Here is a 23,573-nt window from a genome sequence, read left to right as displayed (position 1 = left end):
CATTACGAAGTTATTACGATGCGTGCATACGTGTTGTAGAATACTCAATCGCTGTCGTTTTCTAGAGAAAGATGATTGCTTGTGAAGAAGGAAGACGCAATTGAGCTCGAGGGTACGGTAAAGGAGCCGCTGCCCAACGCCATGTTTAAGGTTGAGCTCGAGAACGGTCATTCGGTTCTGTGCAACATTTCTGGCAAGATCCGAATGAATTACATCCGTATTCTCCCCGGTGACAGGGTTGTCGTGGAGCTTTCCCCGTACGACCTGACCCGCGGCCGCATCACCTATCGCTACAAATAGCGGCACGCATACACGCACTCCATTTCCGACTGCAGGCTTAGCTCAACCTACGGTCGGATTGTGTGTGAAGACCAGCCATAGTTTTAAACGCCTGCGGCTGGGCGAGTAGATAGTAGGGAAGTAGTTTGAGCGCTACCGAAAGGAAGAACGATGAAGGTACGTCCTTCGGTCAAGAAGATGTGCGATAAGTGCAAAATCATTAGGCGCCATGGCAAGGTCCTCGTCATTTGCGAGAACCCCCGTCATAAGCAGCGTCAGGGTTAAGAGAGGAGACTACGTTGGCCCGTATTAATGGTGTCGACCTCCCGCGTGAGAAGCGCGTTGAGATCGGTCTGACCTACATTTACGGCATCGGCCGCACCACTGCGACGAAGATTTGCGTCGAGTGCAACGTTAACGTGGATACGCGCGTTAAGGACCTCACCGAGGATGAGGTTAACGCCATCCGCGATTATATCGATAAGAACCAGATCATGGTTGAGGGCGACCTCCGCCGTGAGCGCAACCAGAACGTCAAGCGCCTTATGGACATCGGCTGCAACCGCGGCCTTCGTCACCGCAAGGGCCTCCCGGTCCGCGGCCAGCGCACCCACACTAACGCTCGTACCCGCAAGGGCCCGAAGCGTCAGATCGGTGCTAAGAAGAAGAAATAAGGAGCGCTAGATAGATGGCTACTGCTAAGAAGAACGTTCGCGCTGCCCGTCTGAAGCGCGCGGACCGTAAGAACATTTCCGTGGGCCAGGCTCACATTCGTTCTACGTTCAACAACACGATCGTTTCGATCACCGATCCCCAGGGCAACGTCATTTCCTGGAAGTCGGCTGGCCAGGTGGGCTTCAAGGGCTCCCGTAAGTCCACGCCGTTCGCTGCCCAGATGGCTGCCGAGGCTGCTGCCAAGCAGGCCATGGAGCACGGTATGAAGAAGGTTTCCGTCTTCGTCAAGGGCCCCGGCTCCGGTCGTGAGACCGCCATCCGCTCCCTCCAGGCTGCTGGCCTCGAGGTCTCGAGCATCCAGGACAAGACCCCCATTCCGCACAACGGCTGCCGCCCCAAGAAGCGTCGCCGCGTGTAACTGAAAGGATCGTATCAATATGGCAATCGACAGGACTCCTGTTCTTAAGCGCTGCCGTCAGCTCGGGATCGATCCCGCTGAGCTCGGTTACAGCAGCAAGAAGGAATCTATCCGTCAGCCCAAGCGCCGTCGCAAGGAATCTGAGTACGGCATGCAGCTGCGCGAGAAGCAGAAGGTCAAGTTCATCTATGGCGTTCTGGAGAAGCAGTTCCACGGCTACTTCAACAAGGCCCGCAAGATGAACGGCGTCACCGGTGAGAACCTCATGATCATCCTTGAGTCTCGCCTCGACAACGTCGTCTTCCGTCTTGGCTTCGCCCGCACCCGCAAAGAGGCTCGTCAGTCCGTCCGTCACGGTCACTTCACCGTGAACGGCAAGCGCGTGGACATCCCGTCCTACCGCGTCAAGGCCGGCGACGTCGTCGCTGTCGGCGAGAAGTTCCGTGACCTCCTCCCCATCAAGGAGGCCCTGATTTCCTCCGAGCGCTTTGAGGTCCCTGGCTGGCTCGAGGTCGATATCGAGAAGCTGTCTGGTAACGTGCTCGCTCTGCCGACGCGTGAGCAGATCAGCGGTGATATCAACGAGCAGCTCATCGTCGAGCTCTACTCTAAGTAGTCCATCCGGGCTGCTGAGGCTGGAGGTAATACATGTCAGAATTCATTAGGCCTCAGGTTCAGGTCGAAGAGATTAACGAGACGTCTGCTCGTGTCTCCGTTGAGCCGCTCGAGCGTGGCTACGGCGATACGCTGGGTAACTCCCTTCGTCGCGTTCTTCTGTCCTCGCTCGAGGGTGCCGCCGTCGAGGCTATTCAGATCGATGGCGCGCAGCACGAGTTCATGACCATCCCTAACATGGTCGAGGATGTCACCGACATCGTCCTGAATGTCAAGGGTCTTGTCTTCAGGGCTCTCGGCACGACCGACGAGGCGACCGCCACCATTTCGGTTGACGGCCCCTGCGAGGTCACCGGTGCGGACTTCTTTATTCCGTCCGAGTTTGAGCTGGTCAACCCCGAGCAGCACATCGCTACGCTCACCGAGGGTGGCCATCTCACCATGAGCATGCGCATCGGCTATGGCCGCGGCTATGTTTCTGGCGAGGCCAACAAACGCGACAACGATCCCATCGGTGTGATCCACGTCGACTCGCTGTACTCGCCGGTTTCCCGTTGCGCCAAGCTCGTTGAGGCTTGCCGTGTCGGTCAGCACACCGACTACGACCGCCTTGTCCTCGAGATCGAGACCAACGGCTCCATCGCCCCGCGCGACGCCGTGGTCCAGGCTGCCAATATCATTAACCAGCATATGGCTGCCTTTATGAACCTTGCCGAGACCCCCGAGGTCGAGGAGGAGGCTTCGATCTTCGCTCCCGAGGTCACCAACGACAACGCTGAGCTGGACAAGCAGATCGAGGATCTGGACCTTTCCGTCCGTTCTTACAACTGCCTTAAGCGCGCCAGCATTCACTCGGTCCGTCAGCTCGTTGAGTTCTCGGAGAACGATCTGCTCAACATCCGTAACTTCGGTGTTAAGTCGATCGAGGAAGTGAAGGACAAGCTTGAGTCCATGGGCCTGAGCCTGAAGGCTTAATGCTTCGCATATTTGAGGAGAAACTAGACCATGCGTCATAACGTTAAGAAGGGCCTGAAGCTCGGCACCGATGCGAGCCACACCAAGGCCATGAAGAAGAGCCTTGCTAAGGCCCTCTTCGAGAACGACCGCATCAAGACCACCGAGACCCGCGCTAAGGCGCTGCGTTCGGTCGTCGATCCGATCATCACCTGGGCCAAGAAGGGCGACCTGCACTCTCGTCGTCTGGCTATCGCCAAGCTCGGCGATAAGCAGCTCGTTGCCGAGATCTTCGACAAGGCTGCTCAGGGCATGTGGCAGGACCGCAACGGCGGTTACACCCGCATCATGAAGCTCGGTAACCGCAAGGGCGACAACGCTCCCATCGTTATCATGGAGCTCGTCACCGAGCCTTGCACGCCTAAGGCTAAGAAGGCTGCTCCGGCCCCCAAGAAGGCCGCTGCTCCCAAGAAGGTCGAGGCTGCCGAGGAGGCTCCTGCTGAGGAGACCGCTGAGTAGACAATCCGTCTGCATAGGCTATATTCGAGGGGTACGTTCGCGTACCCCTCTTTTTTTGTCGAAATGCCATTGCCTGTTTGTTGGGAGCGTTCATGACCGCGCCGTCTGATTTCAATTCGATTCCAGAGCTCGATGCCACGCTCGTTTTCCGCGTGGCATACGATGGCTCGTCCTATAGCGGCTTTGCCGAGCAGCCGGGACAGACGACGGTTGCGGGTGAGCTGCGTCGAGCCATCGAGACGCTGCTTCGCCGTCCGATCGATCTGACGTGCGCGGGTCGCACCGATGCCGGCGTGCATGCCGTGGCTCAGTACATCAGCGTGCCCGTAACGGACGCTGAGCTCGCCCTAACGCGCCGTAGGTGGCTGCGGGCTATGGATGCCCTGCTGCCCAAAGATATCGCCATCAACGAGGTCTACAAGGCCCGTAAAGGCTTTTCTGCACGTTTTGACGCGCGTTCCCGTACGTATACGTACCGTATTGCCGATCGAGATGCGCGCCCCGTGCTGTCCCGCGGTGCGGTGTGGTGGCATCGCTATCCCTTGGATGTTGAGGCTATGTCTGCTGCCTGCCCCGCGCTGCTGGGCGAGCAGGACTTTAAAAGCTTTTGCAAGGTTGCTTCTGCCGTGGGCAAACCTACGCACCGCTGCGTAATGCGCGCCGAGTTTGGCCATGAGGTTGCGTTTGGCGAGGACATCCTGACGTTTACCATCGAGGGCAATGCGTTTCTGCATTCGATGGTCCGTACGATCGTTGGCACGCTTGTCGCGATTGGCATGCATCGCCGTGAACCCGAGTGGATGCGCGAGGTCATCGATGCTTGCGACCGTACCGCTGCGGGCCCCACGGCTCCTGCCTGCGGCCTTACGTTTATGGGCGTGGATTACGATCCCGCCGAGCTCGTCGTGCTCGACTAGGGGAGGGCTCGACGCGTCGTGCGTCGACACCCATTATCTGTGGGCTGCGCGTGTGCAACATCTGTTCTTGGCGTGCAATACAACCGGTGTCTCATTGCTTTTATTGCCGGGGTGTACCATGAACCACGGTTTGATTCATTGCTGTCGAGAGGACGGATAACTTGGTTCGACGTGGCTCGCATCCGCGACTTTCGGTGATCCTTGTGGTAGAAGGTTCGCCCAGCTATGCGATGCGTGCGCTCGAGAGTATCCAGAACCAAGACCTCTACGATTTGCAGATTGTCGTTGTTTGCCGCGATGCTGCGCCCGGTGTGCGCCATTCGCTTCAAGTTGCTGCCGACAGGGACATCCATATTGATTTGATTGACGTCGAGGACGCGAAGCGCGGCGCTTGCCTTCGTGCCGGTTTTGCTGTCTCGCGCGGCTCTCAAATCATCGCTATGAACGCCGATGAGTGGTTTGCTCCGCAGTCCCTTTCCAAGATGGTCGATATCGCGTGCGATACTGCGGCAGACATAGTGTTCCCCACGGTGTCGCTCGACCGCTATGATGCACATCGAGAACGCCATTCGCGCGTCTTGGATGCTGCCTCTATTGCCATAGAAGACGAGTCTTCTATGGTGACTGGGCTGCCGCAGTTGATTTTGGGCGGCCTAGTCGCTCAGACCTCTGGCGTGATGTATAGCCGTCCGCTGTTTGAGGCATGCCTGTCGCGCGGCAAGGCGTACCGTACGGTTGAGTTTATGGCTTATGCGCTCTCGCAGGCACGATTCGTGTCCGGCTGCGGCGACGCTTGTTTCCACGCGGTGGCACCTAAGCTTACAGATGCCTTTGATCCCACCATGTATGCCAGGATATCCGATGACACTCGAGCGCTCGACGAGCTTGCGGACTCACTCTCGGAAGCAGATAGCGGTGGTCGGCTCAAGCTGGCAAGCCAAAAGTTCTACTTTGCCGGACTGGTCGCCTGCATCGAGAATTTGTGTCTGAGCCCGCATGGGGTGTCGTCAATTGAGCGTTCCGCCCGCATGCGTGATATGCTCGAGGCGCCTCGAACCCGTCAGATGGTCGCCGCGCTCAAGGACAACCATCGGGGACTCGGTCTGTTGTTTGGGCCGATCGCCAGCGCCAAGCCCACGCGCTGCGTGATGTGTACGCATCTGGCAGCTTTTCTTAACCGGACGGGTGCAAAAACCGCCTAAACGGCTCATTTCGAAACAAATTTGCATAGAATTGTTTCGAAATGCGTTCTTATACACAAAAGCCTTCAAATAGCGTTAAACTATTCAATCACTGATTGATTGTCTCCGCCATCTTTTGGAGAGAGGGTTTGTATGGCTAAAAAACGCAATGGGCGCCAGGATGCCATTAGAGATATTGTGCGCAATAAGGACGTCCGCACGCAGCGCGTGCTGGTTGATGAGCTCCGCGCTATGGGCTTTGATTGCACGCAGGCGACTGTCTCTCGCGATATTGCCGATATGGGGCTGCGTAAGCTCCCTGAGGGCATCTATGTTCTGGCAGAGGACCTGCACCTGCAGCGTATGGTTTCCGAGCTCGTAACGGGCGTTCTGCGCACCGATAATCTGGTTATGATTAAGGCTCAGCCTGGCACGGCTTCCGGCATCGCCGCCGCCGTTGATGCGGCAGAGCTGCCCGATGTGCTTGGCTCGCTTGCCGGCAACGATACGATTTTGGTTATTGCCCAGACGGCCGAGGACGGCGAGCGTCTTGAGGCGCTGATCAATAAGCTGAGCAATTCTCGCAAGTAGGCGTGCGGGTCGTGCGCTCGGCACCGTGCGCGCTGACATAGTGGCTTGTAAGGGGTATCGACGTTGGTCGGTGCCCCCCTTTTTTGTCTGCCGGTATAAAGACCGCCCATCAGGTCGCTTTAAACTAAAAAGGCCCCCGAGCAGTTCAATAAGCTGCTCGGGGGCCTTGTTGCTTATGGCCGGATGATTTCTAGCCGACCGTATCGTCAGGCGTGGGCGAGGGGTCGGGAGTGGGCGTAGGCGTAGGCGTGCCGCCATCGCCGCCGGTCGAACCACCAGTGGAGCCGCCCGTCGAGCCACCGGTCGTACCGGTGCCGCCGGTGGTGTCGCCGCCCGTGGTCTCGGTCGTCGTGGTCGTCGTGGTCGTCGTCGTGGTGGTTTCCTCTTCGTCTTCGTTCTCGTCCTTGTCGTCGTTCTCCGTCTTCTTGGTGTTGTTGGTGCCGTAGAACTTCCAGACGCTGTTGTTCTTGTATGTGGGCGCCGTTCCGGTCGCAAACTCCTCGCGCTCGGTACCGGTCAGAACGGTGTTCATAAACCGCTTAAAGACAGGCAGGTTGGTGCTGTCGCCCAGCAGGTCTGTGCCGTATTTTTGGATGGGAATCTCGCCCGCGGAATAGCCGGTCCACAGGGCGCACGCCAGCTGCGGGGTATAGCCGCAGAACCACAGGTTGGTGGTGTTGTCGGTGGTGCCCGTCTTGCCGGCATAGGGCTGGTTGACGCTCAGGGCGCCGGCAGCACCCGTACCGCCGCCCTTCATGACGCCGGACAGAACATCGGTGACCGCGGCGGCCTCGCCCTCGGTAAGTACCTGTGAGGGATTGTCGGTGTGCTGGTACAGCACCGAACCGGTACGAGAGTCAATCTCGGTGATGGCGATCGGCTGGCGATAGTAGCCGCCGTTGGCAAACGTCGCGTAGGCGGCGGCCATCTCGAGCGGCGAGATCGAGCCGGTGCCGAGGGTCATGACGGGAACGTCCTCGATGTTGTCCTTGGCGGGATCGATGCCGAGCTTTTTGACGAGCGAGATGATCTTGCTGTTGCCGACGGCTTCCGCCACCTGGATGTAGCCGGTGTTGGAGGAGTATGCCGTCGCCTGCTTAAGCGTGATGTTGCCATAGCTATGGTTGGCGTAGTTTTGGACCTCGGTCGTGGTGCCCTTGGCCTTGAGCGGCGAGTTGCAGTTGAGGGTGACGTTGGGGTTCATGCCGTTTTGGATGGCAGTTGCCAGCGTAAAGGCCTTAAAGGTGGAGCCGACGGGACGCTTGGCCGTGGCATGGTTTACGTGGTTCTCGTCGGCGTTGTAATCGTAGCCGCCCACCATGCACTTGATGTAGCCGGTCTTGGGGTCGACGACGACCATGCCCATGTCCAGGCCGTCGAGCGAGAGCGTGTCGAGCTGCTCGCGAACGGCATTCTCTGCCACCTGCTGCATCGTGGGGTCGATGGTGGTCTTGACGGTCAGGCCGCCCTTAAAGAGCACGTCGGTCGAGAACTCCTGCTCCAGCAGCTGCTTAACATAGGCGACAAAGTAGGGCTGCGAGTATACGTCAACGCCGCTGCCCGAGATTTCGGTCACGTTGAGGGTGATGGGCTCGGCCTGTGCGGCATCGTGCTCCTCCTGCGTAATGTGGCCCAGGCGCAGCATGTTGTCGAGGACCTTGTTGCGACGGGACAGCGCCAGGTCGGGGTTGACCGTGGGGTCGTACTGCGAGGGCGAGTTGGGAAGGCCGATCAACAGCGCGGCCTCGCTCAGGGTGAGGTCTGCGGCGCTCTTGGACAGGTAGGTCTCGGCGGCGGCCTCAATACCGTAGGCGCCGTGACCGTAATAGATGGTGTTGAGGTACATCATGAGGATCTCGTCTTTGGAGTACATGTCCTCCATCTTTACGGCGATGTAGGCCTCGCGCACCTTACGCTCGATGGTCGAGTCGAACTGCTCCTCCTGCAGGATGGTGTTGCGCACCAGCTGCTGGGTGATAGTCGAGGCGCCTTCGTGCCCGCCGCCGAGGGTTGCCACCGCAGCACGCGCGATACCCCACAGGTCGATACCGCCGTGCTCGTAGAAGCGCTCGTCCTCGACGTCAACGGTGCCCTGTAGCACGTAGGGGGAGACCTTGTCCTTGGTGATGGACTTGCGGTTTTGCGTGTAGAAGCTCGCGATCTTGTTGCCGTTGCAGTCGACGATCTCGGTGGGCTCGCTCACCAGATACGCGTTGGCGTCGGTGTAGTCGGGCAGATCGGACAGCCAGCGGTTGACGTTGCCGACCATGCCGATGCCAAATGCCACGCCCGCAATCAGCAAAAAGCCCAAAAACGAGAGCAGGATTATGGGCAGGGCATGCGTCTTTGAACGGCTGCGTCCCTGTCGTTGGCGAGGACCCATATATTGACCTCCAGGTATGTCGTGCCGGACGGCGGATGTGCCGTCGGGGCAGGATGGACATAAGTTATTACACGATAAACCAAACGGGGCGCGCGAGGCCTCGTGTATGCTGGAAGACGGCATTTTCCAGAGTGAATGCATACCTTGGTAAGGAGTTTGCCGATGGCGATTCGGGCGATGGGGCCGAGCGGACAACACAAGACTGGATTGGATGCTGCCGGTGCGGCGCTGCCCGAGCTGCTGGCGCCGGCGGGCGGGCTCGACCAGATGTTTGCGGCCATCGCCGCGGGCGCCGATGCCATCTATGCGGGGTTGGGCGGCTTTAACGCCCGTGTGAGTGCGCACGGTTTTACCGACGACGAGTTTGCGCGCGGCTGCGCCGTGGCGCATGCCCATGGCGTGCGTGTGTACGTGACGCTCAACGTGTTCGTGTTTGACGATGAGTTGTCCGACGCGGTGGCGTTGGGAGCTCATGCACTGGAGCTGGGCGCCGATGCTCTGATTGTCGCCGATGCCGGGCTGGCCTGCGCGCTGCGCGCGGCGATTCCCGGGGTCGAGATTCACCTGTCCACGCAGGCGGGCGTTCATAGCGAAGGCGCCGTGCGACTTGCCGCCGATGAGCTGGGGGTCGAGCGCGTGACGACGGCACGCGAGCTGACGGTCGACGAGATTGCGGCGCTATGTGCCACGGGCGTGCCCATCGAGGTATTCTGCCACGGTGCGATTTGCATCGGCTATTCGGGGGCGTGCGAGTTCTCGGCCCTGCGGCGTGGGCGCTCGGCGATGCGCGGCGACTGCACACAGCCGTGCCGTCTGGCGTACGACCTGGTGGACGAGGCGGGGCAGAGCGTTGTCGCCGTCGAAGGGGATCGCCTGTTGTGCCCGCGCGACTATCTGGGTATTGCGCATCTGCCCGAGCTTGTAGATGCCGGCGTGGCGTCGCTCAAGATCGAGGGGCGCATGAAGAACCCCGATTACGTATTCAACGTGGTGCGGGTGTGGCGCCGGGCACTCGATATGCTGCGCGACGGCGCGTGGGACCCCGATGCCGTGGAAGAGCTTGAACGCGAGCTGGGGAGGTCGTTTAACCGTGGGTTTACCGATACGTACCTGCGAGGGCGTTCGGGTGCCGAGCTGATGAGCTTTGAGCGCGCAATTAACCAGGGCGTGCGCGTGGGGCGTTTGGTCGCTGTGGGCCACGAAGAGGTGACCGTTGAGCTCGACGCCGCCGTGGCGGCGGGTGACACGCTCGAGATTCGGTTCTATCCGGGTGTCGACGCGCGTCCCGATGTGCCCAAGCGCTGGCCGCAGGTGCCCTGCCCGGTGGATGCCGCAGCGGGGAAGCGCGTCGTCGTGCATTGTAAGCGTAAAGTGGACGTGGGCTGCGAGGTGTACCTGATTCGCAGCGCCGGCGTGTTGGATCAGACGGCGGCAGTGTTGGAGCGCATGCGGGCCGAGGCGGATGCGATTGCGCCCGTTGCGCGTGCCGTTGAGGTGCTGCCCTTTGAGGTCGTTGCGATGGATGGCGGTGCGTCCACGGAGTTGGTGGAGTGCGCGGTTCCCACTCGCATGGTTTTTGCTTGGCAGCTGATGGATGCCGACCCGCGCGGAGAACTTGATTTGTCCGACGCCGTTGTGGTGCTTGACGAGGTGTGCCGCACGGGTGACGCTGACTGGACCCGCTCACTGATACAGCGTGCCGGGCGCGTCGTCTGCCGCAACCTGGGACAGGTGGTGATCGCTCGCGAGCTGGGCGTGACGTTTGACGTGGCGGCGCCGGTGTTCTGCGCGAATCGGGCCACGCTTACCTGGCTGCGCGGACTCGGTGCGGGGCGGGTGTGCTTGCCGGCGGAGTTGCTCGGCAATGATGCGGAGCGTATTGCCGAACTGGCCGCTGAACCCGGCGTCTTGGGTCCGGTCGACGCCGACCGTCCCGAGCTTATGGTGTGCGAGCACTGCCTGCTGACCGCCGAGGGCGTCTGCGCCACCGATGCGACGGGACAGGTTCGTTGCCGCGACTGCTTGCGTCGTCGGCAGGTACGCTATCTGGTCGAGCGTGACGGTACACGTCTGCCAGTTGCCATTGACGCATGCGGCAGGACGAGGATTTTCCTGTCGTAGGTGCCGCGTCGCGTCAGTTTGTTATCATAAGAGAGTTTATGGACTTCCAGCACCGCCGTTTTCGGCGAGGGTGCTATAGCAAAAGGAGGATACCCAATGCTGTCTGTTGACGAGCAAATGCGTATCATCACCTCGGGCGCCGCGCAGATCGTTCCCGAGGCCGACCTTCGCAAGAAGCTTGAGAAGGGCGAGCCCCTCAACATCAAGCTCGGCGTCGACCCCACCAGCCCCGACCTGCACCTGGGCCACGCCGTGCCGCTGCGCAAGATGCGTCAGTTCCAGGACCTGGGCCACAACGTCACCCTCATCATCGGCAACGGTACCGCGTTGATTGGCGACCCTTCGGGCAAGAATTCCACCCGTCCGCAGCTTTCGCAGGAGCAGATCGAGGCCAATGCCGAGACCTACGTGAGCCAGGCCATGAAGATCCTGGATCCCGAGAAGACCACCATCGTGCACAACGGTGACTGGATCCTTTCGATGGATCTGGCCGGTCTGCTGCAGGTGTGCTCCAAGTTCACCGTCGCCCGCATCCTCGAGCGCGACGACTTTACCAAGCGCTACCAGTCTCAGACGCCGATCGCCCTGCATGAGTTCCTGTATCCCGTGATGCAGGCTTTCGACTCCGTGCAGATCAAGGCCGATGTAGAGATGGGCGGCACCGATCAGCTCTTCAACCTGCTCGCCGGCCGTGAGCTCATGGAGAAGATGGGCATGGAGCCCCAGATCGCCCTCACCATGCCGCTGCTCGAGGGCACCGATGGCGTCCGTAAGATGTCCAAGTCCTACGGTAACTACATCGGCCTGACCGATGCTCCCAAGGATATGTTCGGCAAGACCATGTCCATCCCTGACGAGATGATCGGCAAGTACTATCGTCTGGCGAGCTCCCTCACCCCGGCCGAGGTCGACAAGATCGACGCTGCTCTGGCCGACGGCTCTGCCGATCCCTATGAGCTCAAGCGCGCCCTGGGCCGCGACCTGTGCGACACCTACCACGGCGTCGGTGCCGGCGACGAGGCTCAGGCCGAGTTCGACCGCGTGTTCAAGGAGGGCCAGCTTGCCGACTTCCCCGAGAAGCACGTTGAGCTGACCGTCAACGACGAGGGCCAGATCTACCTCGCAGGCCTGCTTAAGGACCTGGGCCTTTCGGCGAGCGCCGGCCAGGCCCGTCGCGACATTGACGGTGGCGGCGTCAAGATCAACGGCAAGGCGGTGGCTCCCAAGAGCTATAACATCGATCCCAGCGCCCTCAAGCTGGGCGACACCCTCTCCGTAGGCAAGCGCAAGGGCTTTAAGTTGATTTAGTTCCGCCGTTCTAACGAACGGCGGACCGGCCGACGCTGCGCGGGCCGCATTTGGACAATCTGACGTTCAACTTCAAGGGCGCGACCAGAAGGTCAGCGCCCTTTCGTTTCACGTCACCTTGTCTCAAATGCGGCCCGCTCGCTGTCGTTGCCAAAACATCGGCGTTTTTGTTGTCGGGACGGCAGTTAGTAGTCGTCGAGTAGTCATTGGTGCTCAGCGGCAGTCCCCATTGCACCAAGTGGCGTGTACCGTTAAGCGGAGGGGCGTATTGTTGGCCCATCGTTTGGGCATACAATGGCTATGAGCATGCTGCGGTGAAGGCTTGTCCGCTCCGCAGCTTTTTTCTACGGTTAAAGGAGTATGTATGTCCGTTGAGGTCATGAGGTCTGTGATCGAGGCCGCCGAGGGTCGCGTGCCTGTCGACACGCTGTTTACCAATGCGCAGATTGTCGACGTGTACGGTCAGCGCGTGGCGCCCGGTAGCGTTGCCGTCAAGGACGGCGTAATCGTCGGCGTGCTCTACGACGGTCGCGACGATGCCGCCGGTACCTACGAGGCTGCCGAGGTTATCGACTGCCAGGGTCGCTATATCGCCCCCGGCTTTATCGACGGACATCTGCACATTGAGTCCTCGAACATCCGCCCTGCCGAGTATGCGCGCATGGCGGCGACGCGCGGTACCACCACCGCCATTGCCGACAGCCACGAGATCGCTAATGTTTCTGGCTTGGACGGCCTGCGCTTTATGATCGAGGACGGTCGTCGCGCTCCTATTTCCATCAAGTACATGATGCCTTCGTGCGTGCCCGCGCTGCCCGACGAGCAGGCCGGTGCCGTCATCACCGCTGCTGATATGCAGGCGTTTTTTGCCGAGCATCCGGGCGACGTATTTGGCCTCGGCGAGATGATGAACCTGCCGGGTGTCTTTATGGCCGATCCCGAGACCTGCGCTCGCATCGACGCTGCCAACCAGACGCCGTCCAAGCAGGTTGACGGTCACGCGCCGCTCGTTGCCGGCAAGGACCTCAACGCCTATGCCGCAGCAGGTATTATCGCTGACCATGAGTCGACGATTCGCGAGGAGGCACTCGACAAGCTGTCCCGCGGCATGTACGTGATGCTGCGCGAAGGTACGTGCAGCCATGACCTGGCCAACCTGTCTCCGATGTTGCTGGAAAACCCCGCCCGTGCCCGCCGCTGCTGCTTTGCGACCGACGACCGCGCTCCCTCCGATGCGCTTTCGACCGGTATGATCGACAACGCCTGCCGCGTGGCTGTCGAGGCCGGCATCGACCCGGTGGTCGCCATCTCTATGGCGTCCCTCTCCACGGCTGAGGCGTTTGGCCTGGATCACGGCTGCCGCGACCCGCACGAGCTCCGCGGTGCGATTGCCCCGGGCAAGCGTGCCGACCTGCTGGTGCTCAATGACCTGACGTTTGCCACGGCTCCGCATCGTGTATATGCCGCCGGTGCCCTGGTGGCGCAGGACGGCACCTTTGTGGGCGAGATCGCACCCGAGATGGCCGAGGTTGCGGCCCTTGCCGATGAGCTGCGCGCCTCCGTTAAGCTGCCGAAGCTTTCGCTCGACGTATTCGACTATGCCTTTAAGCCGGGCGAGGCCGTGATTGACGTGGTGCCGGGCAAGGCCATCACGGGCATGGTTCGTCCCGAGAGCGCCGAGGGCCTGCGCCGTATTATGCTGATCGAGCGCCACGGCCGCGGCGTGTCGCTGCAGGCCGAGGGCGCCGACGGTGACGGCCCCGCTGGCCTGGGACTCGTTGGCAAGCATATCGGCCGCGGCTGGGTGCGCGGCTTTACCATCACGGGTGGTGCCATCGCCTCGACGATCGGACACGACTCGCACAACGTGTGCGTCGTGGGCGACAACGCCGCCGATATGATGGCCGCCGTTGATGCCGTGGGCCAGGGCGGTCACGTGCTGGTGCGCAACGGCGAGGTCGTGGCGCGCATTCCGCTGGCGCTCGGTGGCCTGATGAGCGAGGGCACGGCCGAGGATGTCGCCGCGCAGCACGACGACTTTATGGTCAAGGCGCGTGCCATGGGCATCGAGCCGCCGCTCGACCCCATCATGGGCATCATTTTCCTGCCCCTGCCGGTGATCCCGACGCTCCGCATCCGCCCCGAGGGCATGTTCGACGTCACGACCTTCACCTACGCCGACTAGTCATCGGGGACGTTCTTAAACGACTAGTCGTCGGGGTGGCGTGTCGCCTGACGCCGCGACCGTGAGACCTCTGGCATGTGTGAGCTATTTGCTAGGTCCTTGTAACGTTTACGCCCGCAGAGTCTTATTTGAGCTCCCTTTGGGTACGTTGGAATTGGATACACGTTCGATTCCAACAAGCCCGAAGGGAGCTTTTCTATGTTTAAACTGATTGCATCCGATATGGACGGCACACTGCTTGACGAAAACGGCCAGGTGCCTCCTGAGACCTACGAACTGATTCTGGCGCTACACGAGCATGGCGTGCATTTCGCCGCATCGTCAGGTCGTCGCTACGATCGCCTGTGCGAGTTCTTTGCGCCCGTTCGCGACAAGATGGACTTTGTCGCCGCTAACGGCGCCCAGGTCTACGCCGACGGCAAGATGGTAGACCGCGAGGTGTATTCGCACCTGGCGATTCGAAAGCTCGCCCAGGCCGTCGCGACGTTTCCCAATCTGCATCTTGCGCTCTTTGACCGAACCAAGTCCTTCCTGCTCGATGACGAGTGCAAGTTCGTGCGTGAGGTCGATAAGGACCTTCCCAATGCCGAGCGCATTTGGGAGCTGCCCGATCCCAGTGTAAATATCATCAAGGCGAGTATCTTTTGCGATGACGGTGCCGTTATGGACAGTGCGTACGTGCTACAGCGCGAACTTGGTCAGCTCTTTACCTTTGCGCCTTCGGGCAACGCGTGGATTGATGCCATGCAGCCCGGTGTGTCGAAGGCCTCGGGCATCGCGCAGCTCGCGGAACATTACGGCATTGGACGCGACGAGGTCATGGCGTTTGGCGACTCGATGAACGACTACGAGATCATTCGCTTTGTCGGCACGGGCTGCGCGATGGAAAACGCGCGCCCCGCGCTCAAGGCGGTTGCCGATCGCGTCGTAGGCTGCAACCGCGACCACGCCGTTCAGCAGGAGCTCCGTCGCGTGCTGGAGAGTCTCGCTTAATCCGGCAGATGGGGACGTTCCTTTTCTGCCGGCAACGGGGGACAGTCCTTGCGGTTTTCCGGGGGTAGCTAATTTGGGACGGGGCTATTTTAGCTACCCGCTTGTTAGGTAGCTAAAATAGCCCGTCCCAAATTAGCTACCCTGCCGGGTTGATGCTGCTAGGCGAGGGCAGCCATTATGGTGCGGGCGATGCCGTCGTGGTCGTTGTCGTATTCGGTGATGGCGTCGGCGGCCTCGCGATCTTCGGGCTCGGCGTTGATCATGGCCATGCCATGGCCCGCTGCCTGCAGCATGGGGATGTCGTTGATGTTGTCGCCGAACGCCCAGGCGTCGGCGAGAGACTCGCCCAGGTGCTCGCATAGCCACGTGAGGGCTGTTCCCTTGGTGGCGCCCTCGCCCATGACCTCGATATTCATGGCGTACGAACGCGTGACCTCAATGCCTTCGAGCGTGTCGAGCTCCGCCGCGATGGTGTCGCGATCGGCCGGGTCGTGCCAGTACATGGCGATGCGTTCGAGCGTCTCGACCTCGTCGATCTTGCTGTCGATATCCATGTCGATCGGTGTTCGTGTGCGCTTGAGCGAAGCCGCGATGTGGGGGTCGCCGCCGCAGAATTCGTCTAGGCGCGTGTAGAGCGAGCGGGTGAGGAAGCACTGCCCGTCCGCGAAGATATCGAAGGTGACGTCATGGCCGGCGGCAATGCTATGGACGCGGTGGGCGATGGCGCGGTCGAGCGGTCGGCTCAAAATGCGCGTAGCACGTGAAGTATCGGTGGACGTACCGTCGTCGAGCTGCCAGACGCTGGCACCGTTGGCGCAGACCGCGTAGTGTACGGCGGGATGGGCGAGGATGGGCTCAAAGATGCCCGACAGCGGGCGCCCCGTGCAGGGCACAAATTCAATTCCGCGTCGAGCGAGTTCGTCGAGCATCGCCCAGGTGGCATCGCTCATCTGCTTATCGCTCGTCAACAGCGTTCCATCCATATCCGAAAACACAATCATATGATGCAGCCCTTTCTGCTGGCATAAAAAGCGTGGCCGAGGGCGGCGATGCCCTGGCCACGCTCGAGTTCTATAACGGTCCGCGTCCTAGCGGCCGGCGAGCGGCTTGTACTCCAGCGGCTCGATCACTGGACGATAGGCCGGGCGAATAATACGGTGCGCGCAGAAGAGCTCTTCCATGCGGTGCGCCGACCAGCCGGCCATGCGGGCGACGGCGAACAGCGGCGTAAAGAGCGTCTCGGGCACGCCGAGCATCTTGTAGATAAAGCCCGTGTACAGGTCAATGTTGGCGCAGATGGGCTTGGTCATGCCGTGATCGCGCATCACCTGCGGTGCCAGGCGCTCGATGCGCTCGATGAGCGCGAACTCATCGCCCAGGTCCTTCTTGGCGGCAAGCGTGCGTGCGTAGTGGCGGCAGACCTCGGCGCGCGGGTCGCTCAGCGTGTAGACGGCGTGGCCCATGCCGTAGATGAGACCCGTGCCGTCGAAGGCCTGCTTGTCGAGGATCTTGCCCAGGTAGGCTGCGACCTCGTCCTCGTCCTCCCAATTGGAGACATGCGCACGGATGTCCTCGTGCATGGACACGACCTTGGCGTTGGCGCCGCCGTGGCGCGGGCCCTTGAGCGAGCCGATGGCCGCGGCGTAGGCGGAATACGGGTCGGTGGCCGAGGAGGACAGCACGCGGCAGGCAAACGTGGAGTTGTTGCCGCCGCCGTGCTCGGCATGCAGCATGAGCATCACGTCGAGCAGCATGGCTTCGTCGTGGGTGAATGCCATGCCGCCGCGCAACACCTGCAGGATGGTCTCGGCGGTGGAGAGGCCGGGTGTGGGGTGCGGTACATGAACCTCGGAGCCGCGGCGCTTGGCGACCGACGCCATATGCGCGAAGGCGGCGATGCGGGGGAGACGGGCGAGCATGGAGATGGCGACGTCGATTTCGTGCTCGGGTGTAATGGCGTCGGGCTCGGCGTCGAAGGCGTAGAGCAACAGCACGGCGCGCTGAAGCACGTTCATGATGCTCGACGACACCGTGGTCATGGGGAACTCGCGGACGTACTCGTCGCTCAGGTGCCTAAAGGCGCCCAGGCGCTCGCAAAAGCCGTCGAGCTCTTCCTTGTTGGGCAGCGAACCCGTGATAAGCAGATAGGCGACTTCCTCGTAGCCGTAGCGATTCTCGGCCTGGGCATTGTTGACCAGATCCTCGATGCTGTAGCCGCGAAGCGTGAGCTTGCCCTGATCGGGCACGACCTTTCCGTCGACCTTGTTGTAGCCGTGCACATCCGAGATACGAGTGAGGCCCGCGACCACGCCCGAGCCGTCGGCATTGCGCAGGCCGCGCTTGACATTGTGCTCGACAAACAGGTCCTCGTCGTACGGGGCGGTCGGCAGGCCGTGGTAGAGGCTTTCGCTTTCAGACGAAATCTGGCGGCTTGCTTCGTAATCCAGAACCAGTCGGCTCAAGTGGTCATCGAAGCGGTAATAGATTTTCTTGGCGTCGTAGGCCATGCGCGCTCCTCTCCGGGCCGCATCGGGGTGGCTTGCATGGGCATGCGCGTGTCAGGCAATCCCCGGCGGCTTGTTCGCTACAGGCGGTACATAAAGTTAAAGACGTCCTCGCGCTGGATGGACACGTTGACGCCCGAAAGCTCGCCGGCCTCGGCCAGCGCCTTCTGCAGCTCGGCGAAGTCGAGCTTGGACTCGGCGGTATCGGCCAGCATGGTCATGGTGAAGATGTCCTCGATAATGGACTGCGTGATGTCGCGGATGTCGACGTTGGCCTCGCCTAGGACACGGGTGACGCCGGCGACGATGCCGGGGCGGTTCTTGCCAAGGACGGTGATGACGATACGGGAGGACGAGATCTCGGCCATGGGAAACCCTTTCGCGTGGTTGCGGCGCGCGCGGCGCGCTCCGCTACGGTACAGTGTTCATCATTGTACCTGTCCTGCGCAAAAAAGGGCACCTTTGCTGCGGCGTTACACGTCTGCAACATGAGCGTGAGGGGGCAGGCCGCATGGGGAAGAGCCGTCTGGCGCGCGTCCAGCTCGTGTTGGGTTGATTTCCGAACTCAGCCGAACACATCGAGCGGATAGGCCGTTCCCGCAGTCAGCCGAACGCCTCCGACCGCTGATTCCAAACTGAAAACGGGGGGCATCCCCCACTATTCGGTAGGGGATACCGCTCCGCGGCGCATGCCGCGGGCGGCGCCCCTATCGGACCACCGTGACCTCAGTTGGGATGGGCCCAGCACCGCGGCGTACTCGGTGGGGTAGAGCCGACTGATCGTCTTCACGTCGCGTATGACGATATTTCGGTCGTCCGGCTCGGTGACGCCGTAGCCGAACGCCTGGAGCGTCTCGATGGACTCCTGGATTCTCTGCTGGAACATGGGTCCCGGATCGACCCTCGGCCCGAGGTACCCGCGCCAGAGGCACGGCGAGACGCGCAGCATGTTATGGATTTTGGAGATTGGCTCGATGTCGGCGTAGACGTTGAGCGTCGCCATGGCGTCCTTGTGCCCGAGGATCGATTGGAGCGCCTTGATATCGCCGCCCTGGCGGATCCACTGCGTGGCGAACGTGTGGCGCAGGCCGTGGAACGTGATCAGCTCGTCGTTGGTGCCCATGAGGCCGTTGGTCTCAGAGAACGTCTTGAACGCCCTGCGGATATAGCTGGTCGTCGCGAAGGTTGCGCCCGGTTCCGACAGGATGTAGCAGTCCCCGATCTCGACCGCCCCGGTAAGGCCGCGCGAGCGCAGCTTTCTGCAGTCGATCTCGTGGATCTCCTTCAGGAAGGGGAGCAGGCCGACCGGGTCGATGGGGATGCCCCTGGCGTCATGGGTCTTGGTGTCCTTGATGAACGAACCCATCCCCTTCGCGTACGCCACCGAGTGCCTGATCGAGATCAGGCCCGTCTCGAAATCCACATCGCACCACCGAAGGCCGCAGGCCTCGCCGATTCGCATCCCCGTGTGCAGGGCGAGTACGACCGCCCTCTAATCCTCGGCGGACCAATCGAGTCCGAACTCCTTTCGGGCATCCTCTTCGCTCATGACTTCGAGAAGGTCTCCGGGTTGGCAACGAAGGGCGAGGCATAGCTGCTCGAGTGTGTTGAAGCGAATGCCGCGAATATGCCCTTTTTTTATACGGGACAGGTTCACGGGCGTGGTTCCAATCCTTTCGGCAAGTTCGTTCGAGGAAATCTTTCGCTCGGCCATGATCTTGTCGAGGCGAACAATTATGGGCATGGCGTTTCCTTACGCAATCTCGTCGGAGTCGAGGTACAGCTCTCGGGCGTATAAGAAGAGCTGGGAAAGCATGAACAGGACGATGCCGAGAACCAGAGAGGTCCAGTCGAATGATGAAGCGATCTCTTGGGCGCCGACGGCCCCCTCGCCGCCAAACATCGAAACGGAGGTTTCGAGTGAGCCGGCGTAGAGGCTGGTGGCAGCTTGAACAACGAAGAGAATGCCGAGCACCTTCAAGCATGTCGCAGACCCTTTCTTGAAGGGGTCTCCGCTCTTGATCGTCCACACGAGAACGGCGCTGAGGATGGTCGTAGCGATACCGATGACGGCAGGGGCCAATGTCGAGATCGCAAGGGCTGGATACGCGGGGGAGTCTGCAATTACAGGGTTGTCGAGCACTTCGATTGCTGGCTTTAAGGAGAACGCCACTTGTGCGATGGCGGTGACGCAAAGGGCCGCAGAGGCTATCGCACATGCGATGCGGAAGGAATGAAACCGGGGAGTGCGATTGTCGGAACTCATAATAACCTCCGAAGAATTTAAAAAACTCAGGTTACTTTTTAACAGTTTATGTTAAATTGACTTTGCCGGCAAGTAATCACAGCATGCTGCAACCGAAACCCCTCTAGATTGGAGAGGATTATGTTCAGTACTGTTAAGTCGTGTAAGCTCTTGGTTTTCCTCGGCCTCGCTCTTTGTCTGTTGCTGCCGGGAGCCCCCGCTTTTGCGGATACCCCGATGCCTCCTTCCCAGGAGAGCAGCCAGTGTGCCCTCGTTGAGCCCCTCGGGTATACGGACGACGTCGTCGATACCTACTGGAGCTACAGCTGTCCTCGCGGCGTAAGCGGGCACAGCATCTCGATGTTCAACATCTCTTACAAGACGATCTCCTACCGAAATGGCTATCGCCGATCCGCGCATCATAGGGAATCCCGCCTCGCTGCAATGTGTTCCTGTGGTGTTCTTGGCACAACTGATAAATGGCAATTTGTCTATAGCACCTACTAGATGCGAGGAGGGCCGAGCATTTTGTTCGGCCCCTCTGTTCCGACTGGATGAGGTCAAGGTTGGCGATGAATATGCTCAAAATCTCGAAGGCAATCTTTAGGTCGCTCCTCTCCTCCAGGTCGCTCTGTGTTGCCGTTGTTGCGTTGATGGTTCTTTGTGCTTTGCCCGTCTTCAGGAGCGCGGCTGGCATCGACGGACGGGTTGAATACCTCGAGTCGGGAATAACCCGTGTTGAGCAGGAATTGTCAGCATCCTATGCGGATGCGCTTGTGAATGCGGGGGAGGAGGGCGTCTATACCTCTTCATCAAGCATGCCCGCGCTTCTGTACCCTCTTGCCGCGGGGCGTCTTGTCTTGGCGCCGCTCTCTCCTCTGCTTCCGTTTCTGCAGGTATCGGATGGAGCGTACTCCTTTTATGACGGATCGAAGGAGTACTTGCTATGGGCCGCAACGGCCGTTGCCGTTTCGTTCCTTGCCGCGCGTCTTAACAAACGTGAAAAACTCATCATCCAGGCACCGATGGGTGAGCTGGGCAGGCTTGTTGCATCGAGCGTATGGGCGAGTGTTTTTGCGATGCTTGCCGTCTTCGCCGTCAATCTTCCAGGGATAATCGCCGCACTTGTGAAGAATGGCCCGGGCTCGCTGTTCTATCCGATAGGCTACGTTCAATATGCGACTCCGGTTATCAAACCGGCTTGGCTGGTGTTCGCACAGACGGCCATCTTGCAATTCTTAGTGGCGGCGTTCATCTCGCTCGTCGTTCACCTTGCCGTGAAGATTGCCAATAACCCTACGCTTGGAATCGTGTTCGTATGTGCCCTGATGGGGGTGACGATGGTTCCCGGGTATTACGGAAGATCCATCGCTTTACGTGAGTTCGCCCTGTTGAATCCCCTTTCGTATGCGAACACCGAGCTGACCGTCGGCGCCTATAGCCCGTACCCGACAACGCAGATAGTGAATCTGCCTGGACTTTGCTTCGAGCGTGGCGCGATTACCCTCGTATGCGCAATCGGGATCGAGGTGCTGGCAATTAGCCTGCTTTGCGTTGCTGGAAAGAGCGGCTGCGCGCGCCCGATGTCCCCGATTTGTCTTGAGAGAGGTTCCTTCACCGCATCGAGAACGACAGCCCGTTCGAGCGCTTGTGCCTCCGCCGTTGCATACGTAAGAACGATGGGGAAGCTGCTCCTGCATTCTCCTGCCCTCGCCGTATGCGCGATTGCAATGTCGACGGCGATGCTGGCCCCGGCTCTGGTCGAGGTGTTTCCTGACGCTGGTGACGTTTCCGCTGTTCGGTATAGGGATGGGGAGCTCCGTTCAATAGATCGGTATCTAGAGCAGGACGCTGCGAATATGGACGTCGAGGGCAAAGCGGCCCTGGAAGGCATGCGAGATGCTCTTTCGGGTTTCGTGTACGCGCCCACGCCTGCGGAGGGGTTTCGAAGCCTTGCGACGTACGAGCGCGCTCGAGGCGAGCTGGGCGCGGCAGATGCGACCCTCCTGCAATCGATCGGAATCGAGCCGGAGACTCCTTCTCGTGTGGAGGCGCGCGCCCTTCTGCTCGAGTCGATCGCGAGCTTGCCGGACCCCAAGGTTTACGAGTTAAGTACGAAGATGCCCCCATTAATCCTCCTTTCCTATCTCCAGGCAGCGCTTCCTTCCTTGTTTTGGCTGTTGCCCGTGGTTGTCACATCGCTTGCGTGCACCCACCTGCGGTGCCGTTCCCTTCTGGTTTTCCAAGTCCCCGCAACAGCGCATGTGCGTTTTCTGACGGCTGTTGCGCTGTCTCTCCTGCTTGGCTTGGCGCTGCTTTTGGTGTCGATGGTTCCCGCTGCGGTTGTGTCCTTGATTAAGAACGGTGCGGGTGGTTCGGAGTATCCCGTCGCTCTCATTCGGGCGGGAGCTTCGACAACGTCCATGGTGGGGGAGGCGGTGTTGTGCAGTATTCCGTTGCTGGTCATGGCATACGGCGTGATTTCCGTCGTCGCTGCGTTGACAGCAGCGATTAGCCGCAACCCCGTTGTCGCCGGAGTGGTTTGCGCGGTTCTCCTGGTGTTGGGTTCGTTGAGCGCTCATGTTGAAAGCGCGGGCATGGGCGTCGCGCTGCTGGCTCCATTCGCCTCGTTTGATCCCGCTTCCCAGGTGGGGACGATTGGGTTCCTTGGGCGAGGGACGAACGCGATGCCTTTTGGAGAGGTCGTCGGCGCATCGGGCGCTCTGCTGGTGGTTTTGGGCGCCGTATCTCCGTTGATGGTGCGCCTGAGTGTTCCAAAGATCGAAAGGGGATGATCTCGATGATTGGCCTTCAAACGCTGACGATCTCTTATGGAAAGAAGGTGCTCGTAGATTCGGTGGACGCTGAGTTTGCCCCGGGTACGGTCTACGGTCTCGTCGCTCCGAACGGGCATGGAAAGACGACGTTGCTGCGTGCGATGGCAGGTTTGCCGGGTCCTCGCGTGGACGGGAGCATCGTTCTGGATGAGGTGCAGGGTACGGGTGCGAGAGAGGTCCGTTCTATGATCTTCTATGCACCTGGTGAGGGGACGCTGCTGTATCCCGGATTGCGTGCGGAAGATCACCTCAAGATGGTTTGCGATATGTGGCCGCATGCTCGCGATATCGAAGAGATAGTGGAACAAACGCAGATAGGCGAGTTCGCGAAGATGAGGATCCGCACTCTGAGCCAGGGCATGAAGCAGCAGCTTACCCTGGCGATTGCGTATGCGACGGGTGCGCGGTACCTTCTATTAGATGAGCCCATGAACGCGCTCGACCCCAGCAGGGTGGACTTGCATTCCGAGATTCTCAGGAAGCTGGCCGATTCTGGTACGTGCATCATCATGTCATCCCACATCTTGGATTCGGTCGATAGGCTGTGCGATGAGATTCTGTTTTTGAAGGATGGGAGGCTCATTAGAAGCATTCCGCAAGATGATGCTGCGCCGAAGTCTCCTGGATCCCATTTCGCAAAGCCTGCCGGACGCGCCGAGGGTGCGCTAAGCACGTATCGGCGACTCTACGAAAAGGGCGGGTAGAAATGCAAGTTAAAAATCTATGTGGTCAATGTGATACCGTTGAACCCGCATATCGATACCGCTCAGTCATTCGCCTCGCCCCCGTCGCACGTATCTTCATTCGGTCTGTCATTATTAATCTAACGATGCTTTGAGGAATGCAGG

General features: G+C 60.2%; 23 protein-coding genes. 16 read left to right on the top strand and 7 right to left on the bottom strand.

Going from position 1 to position 23,573, the window contains the following annotated elements; translation table 11 throughout:
- Positions 1-81: 81 nt before the first annotated feature.
- The 10 genes from infA (at position 82) to I1969_RS01310 (ending at position 6,149) form a co-directional block, all read left to right on the top strand.
- A complete protein-coding gene (infA, locus tag I1969_RS01355) occupies positions 82-300 on the top strand; it encodes a translation initiation factor IF-1 (RefSeq protein WP_035137443.1) in 219 nt (72 codons plus the stop codon).
- Between the two features lie 150 nt (positions 301-450).
- The gene (rpmJ, locus tag I1969_RS01350) at positions 451-564 is read left to right on the top strand and encodes a 50S ribosomal protein L36 (protein ID WP_006363204.1); all 114 of its coding nucleotides are present in this window, start codon (positions 451-453) and stop codon (positions 562-564) included.
- 14 nt (positions 565-578) lie between these two features.
- The gene (rpsM, locus tag I1969_RS01345) at positions 579-953 is read left to right on the top strand and encodes a 30S ribosomal protein S13 (protein ID WP_022094275.1); all 375 of its coding nucleotides are present in this window, start codon (positions 579-581) and stop codon (positions 951-953) included.
- A gap of 14 nt (positions 954-967) precedes the next feature.
- The gene (rpsK, locus tag I1969_RS01340) at positions 968-1,372 is read left to right on the top strand and encodes a 30S ribosomal protein S11 (protein ID WP_006235274.1); all 405 of its coding nucleotides are present in this window, start codon (positions 968-970) and stop codon (positions 1,370-1,372) included.
- Positions 1,373-1,391: 19 nt separating this feature from the next.
- Positions 1,392-1,988 carry a 30S ribosomal protein S4 gene (gene rpsD / locus I1969_RS01335; protein WP_006235275.1) on the top strand — a complete coding sequence of 199 codons (597 nt, stop codon included), beginning with the start codon at positions 1,392-1,394 and terminating at the stop codon, positions 1,986-1,988.
- Positions 1,989-2,020: 32 nt separating this feature from the next.
- On the top strand, positions 2,021-2,962 hold the full coding sequence (locus I1969_RS01330) for a DNA-directed RNA polymerase subunit alpha (RefSeq protein ID WP_006235276.1): 942 nt from the start codon (positions 2,021-2,023) through the stop codon (positions 2,960-2,962).
- Between the two features lie 30 nt (positions 2,963-2,992).
- Positions 2,993-3,460: a 50S ribosomal protein L17 gene (gene rplQ / locus I1969_RS01325; protein WP_055287451.1), complete on the top strand. Its 468-nt coding sequence runs from the start codon at positions 2,993-2,995 to the stop codon at positions 3,458-3,460.
- Positions 3,461-3,552: 92 nt separating this feature from the next.
- Complete coding sequence (truA, locus tag I1969_RS01320; RefSeq protein WP_055287449.1) at positions 3,553-4,377, top strand: tRNA pseudouridine(38-40) synthase TruA; 825 nt, start codon at positions 3,553-3,555, stop codon at positions 4,375-4,377.
- A 203-nt stretch (positions 4,378-4,580) separates the two neighbouring features.
- Entirely contained in the window at positions 4,581-5,579 is a 999-nt protein-coding gene (locus tag I1969_RS01315) for a glycosyltransferase family 2 protein (RefSeq protein ID WP_195232219.1), read from the top strand.
- Between the two features lie 132 nt (positions 5,580-5,711).
- Positions 5,712-6,149: an arginine repressor gene (locus I1969_RS01310; protein WP_006235280.1), complete on the top strand. Its 438-nt coding sequence runs from the start codon at positions 5,712-5,714 to the stop codon at positions 6,147-6,149.
- A 190-nt stretch (positions 6,150-6,339) separates the two neighbouring features.
- On the opposite strand, the gene I1969_RS01305 is transcribed toward I1969_RS01310, so the two are convergent.
- Entirely contained in the window at positions 6,340-8,532 is a 2,193-nt protein-coding gene (locus tag I1969_RS01305) for a transglycosylase domain-containing protein (RefSeq protein ID WP_195232217.1), read from the bottom strand.
- A 162-nt stretch (positions 8,533-8,694) separates the two neighbouring features.
- Here I1969_RS01305 and I1969_RS01300 point away from each other — a divergent pair, with 162 nt between their 5' ends.
- The 4 genes from I1969_RS01300 (at position 8,695) to I1969_RS01285 (ending at position 15,139) form a co-directional block, all read left to right on the top strand.
- Entirely contained in the window at positions 8,695-10,653 is a 1,959-nt protein-coding gene (locus I1969_RS01300) for a U32 family peptidase (RefSeq protein ID WP_195232215.1), read from the top strand.
- Between the two features lie 96 nt (positions 10,654-10,749).
- Positions 10,750-11,961, top strand: a complete 1,212-nt coding sequence (gene tyrS, locus I1969_RS01295; protein ID WP_195232213.1) for a tyrosine--tRNA ligase — start codon at positions 10,750-10,752, stop codon at positions 11,959-11,961.
- 364 nt (positions 11,962-12,325) lie between these two features.
- The gene (locus I1969_RS01290; protein WP_195232212.1) at positions 12,326-14,146 is read left to right on the top strand and encodes an adenine deaminase; all 1,821 of its coding nucleotides are present in this window, start codon (positions 12,326-12,328) and stop codon (positions 14,144-14,146) included.
- A 198-nt stretch (positions 14,147-14,344) separates the two neighbouring features.
- Entirely contained in the window at positions 14,345-15,139 is a 795-nt protein-coding gene (locus I1969_RS01285; protein ID WP_138339652.1) for a Cof-type HAD-IIB family hydrolase, read from the top strand.
- 158 nt (positions 15,140-15,297) lie between these two features.
- Here I1969_RS01285 and I1969_RS01280 read toward each other — a convergent pair whose 3' ends face one another.
- The 6 genes from I1969_RS01280 to I1969_RS01255 form a co-directional block, all read right to left on the bottom strand.
- On the bottom strand, positions 15,298-16,140 hold the full coding sequence (locus I1969_RS01280) for a Cof-type HAD-IIB family hydrolase (protein ID WP_195232210.1): 843 nt from the start codon (positions 16,138-16,140) through the stop codon (positions 15,298-15,300).
- 87 nt (positions 16,141-16,227) lie between these two features.
- Entirely contained in the window at positions 16,228-17,646 is a 1,419-nt protein-coding gene (locus tag I1969_RS01275; protein WP_195232208.1) for a citrate synthase, read from the bottom strand.
- 77 nt (positions 17,647-17,723) lie between these two features.
- Positions 17,724-18,011 carry an ACT domain-containing protein gene (locus I1969_RS01270; RefSeq protein ID WP_006235289.1) on the bottom strand — a complete coding sequence of 96 codons (288 nt, stop codon included), beginning with the start codon at positions 18,009-18,011 and terminating at the stop codon, positions 17,724-17,726.
- A 290-nt stretch (positions 18,012-18,301) separates the two neighbouring features.
- Positions 18,302-19,117 (bottom strand): site-specific integrase, encoded by an 816-nt coding sequence (locus I1969_RS01265; RefSeq protein WP_267471209.1) that lies wholly within the window; start codon positions 19,115-19,117, stop codon positions 18,302-18,304.
- A gap of 18 nt (positions 19,118-19,135) precedes the next feature.
- The gene (locus I1969_RS01260; protein ID WP_195232204.1) at positions 19,136-19,387 is read right to left on the bottom strand and encodes a helix-turn-helix domain-containing protein; all 252 of its coding nucleotides are present in this window, start codon (positions 19,385-19,387) and stop codon (positions 19,136-19,138) included.
- 9 nt (positions 19,388-19,396) lie between these two features.
- Positions 19,397-19,909 (bottom strand): hypothetical protein, encoded by a 513-nt coding sequence (locus tag I1969_RS01255; RefSeq protein WP_195232202.1) that lies wholly within the window; start codon positions 19,907-19,909, stop codon positions 19,397-19,399.
- 551 nt (positions 19,910-20,460) lie between these two features.
- Here I1969_RS01255 and I1969_RS01250 point away from each other — a divergent pair.
- Positions 20,461-22,683 carry a hypothetical protein gene (locus I1969_RS01250; RefSeq protein WP_195232200.1) on the top strand — a complete coding sequence of 741 codons (2,223 nt, stop codon included), beginning with the start codon at positions 20,461-20,463 and terminating at the stop codon, positions 22,681-22,683.
- Between the two features lie 5 nt (positions 22,684-22,688).
- Positions 22,689-23,429 carry an ABC transporter ATP-binding protein gene (locus tag I1969_RS01245; RefSeq protein WP_158554606.1) on the top strand — a complete coding sequence of 247 codons (741 nt, stop codon included), beginning with the start codon at positions 22,689-22,691 and terminating at the stop codon, positions 23,427-23,429.
- Positions 23,430-23,573 lie beyond the last annotated feature (144 nt).

Source organism: Collinsella aerofaciens (assembly GCF_015548375.1).
Classification (GTDB): Bacteria; Actinomycetota; Coriobacteriia; order Coriobacteriales; family Coriobacteriaceae; genus Collinsella; species Collinsella aerofaciens_AB.
Note: the sequence above shows the minus strand (reverse complement) of the source record. Positions and strands in the feature narration are given on the sequence as shown.

What these genes read in the sequence shown, in the direction of transcription:
- rpmJ (WP_006363204.1), top strand. Translation starts at nt 451, where the DNA reads ATGAAGGTACGTCCTTCGGTCAAGAAGATGTGCGATAAGTGCAAAATC.
- rpsK (WP_006235274.1), top strand. Translation starts at nt 968, where the DNA reads ATGGCTACTGCTAAGAAGAACGTTCGCGCTGCCCGTCTGAAGCGCGCG.
- rpsD (WP_006235275.1), top strand. Translation starts at nt 1,392, where the DNA reads ATGGCAATCGACAGGACTCCTGTTCTTAAGCGCTGCCGTCAGCTCGGG.
- I1969_RS01330 (WP_006235276.1), top strand. Translation starts at nt 2,021, where the DNA reads ATGTCAGAATTCATTAGGCCTCAGGTTCAGGTCGAAGAGATTAACGAG.
- rplQ (WP_055287451.1), top strand. Translation starts at nt 2,993, where the DNA reads ATGCGTCATAACGTTAAGAAGGGCCTGAAGCTCGGCACCGATGCGAGC.
- truA (WP_055287449.1), top strand. Translation starts at nt 3,553, where the DNA reads ATGACCGCGCCGTCTGATTTCAATTCGATTCCAGAGCTCGATGCCACG.
- I1969_RS01310 (WP_006235280.1), top strand. Translation starts at nt 5,712, where the DNA reads ATGGCTAAAAAACGCAATGGGCGCCAGGATGCCATTAGAGATATTGTG.
- I1969_RS01305 (WP_195232217.1), bottom strand. Translation starts at nt 8,532, where the DNA reads ATGGGTCCTCGCCAACGACAGGGACGCAGCCGTTCAAAGACGCATGCC.
- I1969_RS01300 (WP_195232215.1), top strand. Translation starts at nt 8,695, where the DNA reads ATGGCGATTCGGGCGATGGGGCCGAGCGGACAACACAAGACTGGATTG.
- tyrS (WP_195232213.1), top strand. Translation starts at nt 10,750, where the DNA reads ATGCTGTCTGTTGACGAGCAAATGCGTATCATCACCTCGGGCGCCGCG.
- I1969_RS01290 (WP_195232212.1), top strand. Translation starts at nt 12,326, where the DNA reads ATGTCCGTTGAGGTCATGAGGTCTGTGATCGAGGCCGCCGAGGGTCGC.
- I1969_RS01285 (WP_138339652.1), top strand. Translation starts at nt 14,345, where the DNA reads ATGTTTAAACTGATTGCATCCGATATGGACGGCACACTGCTTGACGAA.
- I1969_RS01280 (WP_195232210.1), bottom strand. Translation starts at nt 16,140, where the DNA reads ATGATTGTGTTTTCGGATATGGATGGAACGCTGTTGACGAGCGATAAG.
- I1969_RS01275 (WP_195232208.1), bottom strand. Translation starts at nt 17,646, where the DNA reads ATGGCCTACGACGCCAAGAAAATCTATTACCGCTTCGATGACCACTTG.
- I1969_RS01270 (WP_006235289.1), bottom strand. Translation starts at nt 18,011, where the DNA reads ATGGCCGAGATCTCGTCCTCCCGTATCGTCATCACCGTCCTTGGCAAG.
- I1969_RS01260 (WP_195232204.1), bottom strand. Translation starts at nt 19,387, where the DNA reads ATGCCCATAATTGTTCGCCTCGACAAGATCATGGCCGAGCGAAAGATT.
- I1969_RS01255 (WP_195232202.1), bottom strand. Translation starts at nt 19,909, where the DNA reads ATGAGTTCCGACAATCGCACTCCCCGGTTTCATTCCTTCCGCATCGCA.
- I1969_RS01250 (WP_195232200.1), top strand. Translation starts at nt 20,461, where the DNA reads ATGAATATGCTCAAAATCTCGAAGGCAATCTTTAGGTCGCTCCTCTCC.
- I1969_RS01245 (WP_158554606.1), top strand. Translation starts at nt 22,689, where the DNA reads ATGATTGGCCTTCAAACGCTGACGATCTCTTATGGAAAGAAGGTGCTC.